This window comes from Streptomyces sp. 13-12-16, assembly GCF_002114215.1.
In the GTDB taxonomy this organism is placed as follows: domain Bacteria; phylum Actinomycetota; class Actinomycetes; order Streptomycetales; family Streptomycetaceae; genus Streptomyces.
Map to the genome: position 1 here is coordinate 1 of NZ_NCTE01000757.1, position 2734 is coordinate 2734.

The window sequence follows — 2734 nt, forward strand, 5'->3', positions numbered from 1 at the left end:
AGGCTGTGGCTGTACTCGGTCCGCAGGTCGGCGCCCTCCTCGCGGAGGTGCCGGGCCAGGGCGAGCAGGGCCGCCGCTGCGGTGGCCGCGCCCGCGGTGGGGTTGACGACGGCGGTGAACTGGCGCATCGGGGTGCCTCCGGGCGGGCCGACGGGACGGGAGAGGGCGGTCAGGGGTTCCGGGTCAGCCGGCGGGCAGCAGGACGCCGGGGTTGAGCAGCCCCGCCGGGTCCAGCCGCCGCTTCACGGCGCGCAGGGCGTCGACACCGAGCGGGCCCGCCTCGCGGACGTACCAGTCCCGGTGGTCGGTGCCCACCCCGTGGTGGTGGCTGATCGTGCCGCCGGCGGCGAGGATCGCCTCGCCCGCGGCGCGCTTGGCACGCGCCCAGTGCGCCACGGGGTCCTCGCCCTGGGCCGAGACCACGGTGAAGTAGAGCGAGGCACCGTTCTCGTAGACATGGGAGATGTGGCACATGACCAGCGGCGGGGTGCCGGCCCCGGTGAGGGTGGCGGTGAGCGCCTCGCGGACGGAGGCGTACAGGCCGGGGAGGCGGGACCAGAAGGCCGCCGTCTCCAGCGTCTCCGCGAAGGCCCCTGCGTCCAGGAGCGCGTCGCGCAGGTACGGGGCCGAGTAGCGGCCGTGTGCCCAGCGACGGCCCGGCTCCTCGCCCAGGGGGGTGCCGCCGCACGCGCGCAGGACGGCCGCGGCGCGCTTCCTGCGGTACTCCGTGTCCTCCTCCGTGCCTTCGTACCCCGCGATCGCCGTGCAGCCGGCGGCCTGGCGTGCGCCGGAGCCGATCGCGTCGGGGTCGGCCAGGCCGATCAGCGTCTCGGTCTCGTCGGACAGGCGCAGCACGGTGGGCCGCGGTCCGTCCTGGGCGAGCCGCCGCAGGGCGGTGGTCCCCTCCTCGAACGTGGGGAAGTGCCAGCCCTCGTGGACGCGGGTCCGCGGGACGGGCCGGACGCGTACGGTGACGGAGGTGATGACGCCGAACGCGCCCTCCGAGCCGAGGACGAGCTGGCGCAGGTCGGGCCCGGCGGCCGAACGCGGGGCGCGGCCGGTGTCGAGGGTGCCCTCGGGGGTGGCGAGGGTGAGGGAGAGCACCATCTCGTCGAAGCGGCCGTAGCCGGCGGACGCCTGGCCGCTGGAGCGGGTGGCGGCGAAGCCGCCGATGGTGGCCCACTCGTAGGACTGGGGGAAGTGGCCGAGGGTGAAGCCGTGTCCGGCGAGCAGCTCCTCGGCCCGCGGGGCGCGGAGGCCGGGCCCCAGGGTGGCGGTGCGGGAGACCGGGTCGAGGGCGAGCAGGCCGTCCATGCGCCGCAGGTCCAGGGCGACGAAGGCACCGCGCGGTTCGGGGGCGAGGCCGCCGACGACGGAGGTGCCGCCGCCGAACGGCACCAGCGGCAGGCCGTGTTCGGCGCACACCCGCAGGACGGCGAGCACCTCGTCGTGACCGCCGGGCAGGAGGACGGCGGCCGGGACGGCGGCGAGGTCACCCTCGCGGATGCGCAGCAGGTCGGGGGTGGACTTGCCGCGGGTGTGCCGGACGCGCGTCTCCGCGTCGGTGCACACATGGGCCTCGCCGCCCAGGGCCGCGATCAGGGCGCGGCGCGCGGCCGGCGTCAGCGGGCTCTCCGGGACGGTCAGGTCCTCGATGGCCACGGGTGCGGCCTCGCGCGGCTTCACGCCGAGCAGATCGCGCAACAGCCCGATCACCGTGTCGGGCAGCGGCGTCGCCTCGGCCGGGTCCCCCCAGCCGCTCCACAGCATGTCCATGGCTGTCGTCCTCACCGGTCGGTCGGAATGAGCGGGGCCGTCGAGGTCACCCGACGGCCGCCGTGGCGTTACACTGTGACACATGACGCCTATTCGTCACAACGGTTCCGGCGGTCCGGACAACGACGCGGTGCTCGACGCGGTGCGGGACTGCGTCCTGGCCGTCGGGGTCCGCCGCACCACGCTCACCGACGTGGCCCGCCGCGCCGGGGTCTCCCGGATGACGCTGTACCGGCGGTGGCCCGATGTGCGGTCGCTGGTCGGCGACCTGATGACCCGGGAGTGGATCGCGGTGGCCACCGGGGCGATCCCCGAACCCGGACCGGGGACGCCCACCCGCGACGTGATCACCGAAGGACTGGTGGCGGCGGTCCGCGCCTTCGGCGCCCATCCGCTCTTCCGGAAGATCCTCGACGTGGACCCCGAGCTGCTCCTGCCCTACGTGCTGGACCGTCGCGGGGCGAGCCAGGAGGCGCTGCTGGAAGTGCTGGCCGACTTCCTGCGCCAGGGGCACGCCGACGGCTCGGTGCGCGCCGCCCACCCCGAACGGCAGGCGCGGTCGGTGCTGCTGATCGTGCAGTCCTTCACCCTGTCCCTGCGGACCATGACCGACGAGGACGACCCCGAGCTCGCCGCCGAGGCGTTCCTCGGCGAGCTGGGCGACATCCTGGAGAGGACCCTCACGCCATGAACTCCCCCGGCGGCCCCGCCCCCGCCTTCTCCCTGTCCGCCGGCCGGCGCGCGCGTGAACTGGCCGATTCCGTGGGCGGCCCCGTCGTCGACGTGCTGGTCGTCGGCCTCGGTGCCACGGGCGCCGGGGCGGCGCTGGACGCCGCGGCGCGCGGGCTGGACGTGGTCGCCGTCGACGCCCACGACCTGGCCTTCGGCACGTCCCGGTTCAGCAGCAAGCTCATCCACGGCGGGCTGCGCTATCTCGCCTCCGGTCGGCTCGACGTCG

At 75.6% G+C, this 2734-nt stretch carries 3 protein-coding genes and 1 pseudogene; 2 read left to right on the forward strand and 2 right to left on the reverse strand.

The window, feature by feature from the left end; translation table 11 throughout:
- Positions 1-128: pseudogene (locus tag B7767_RS48400) on the reverse strand (diacylglycerol kinase family lipid kinase); the annotation flags it as partial.
- Positions 129-183: 55 nt separating this feature from the next.
- On the reverse strand, positions 184-1776 hold the full coding sequence (locus tag B7767_RS28065; RefSeq protein WP_085574614.1) for an FAD-binding oxidoreductase: 1593 nt from the start codon (positions 1774-1776) through the stop codon (positions 184-186).
- An 82-nt stretch (positions 1777-1858) separates the two neighbouring features.
- Between B7767_RS28065 and B7767_RS28070 the strand changes: the two genes are divergently transcribed.
- Both B7767_RS28070 and B7767_RS28075 read left to right on the forward strand, forming a co-directional pair.
- On the forward strand, positions 1859-2467 hold the full coding sequence (locus B7767_RS28070; protein WP_085574615.1) for a TetR/AcrR family transcriptional regulator: 609 nt from the start codon (positions 1859-1861) through the stop codon (positions 2465-2467).
- The coding region (locus tag B7767_RS28075; RefSeq protein ID WP_143652667.1) for an FAD-dependent oxidoreductase at positions 2464-2734 on the forward strand (271 nt) is incomplete at its 3' end. The genes B7767_RS28070 and B7767_RS28075, both read left to right, overlap by 4 nt.

Coding starts and splice junctions, on each gene's coding strand:
- B7767_RS28065 (WP_085574614.1), bottom strand. CDS start 1,776: ATGGACATGCTGTGGAGCGGCTGGGGGGACCCGGCCGAGGCGACGCCG.
- B7767_RS28070 (WP_085574615.1), top strand. CDS start 1,859: ATGACGCCTATTCGTCACAACGGTTCCGGCGGTCCGGACAACGACGCG.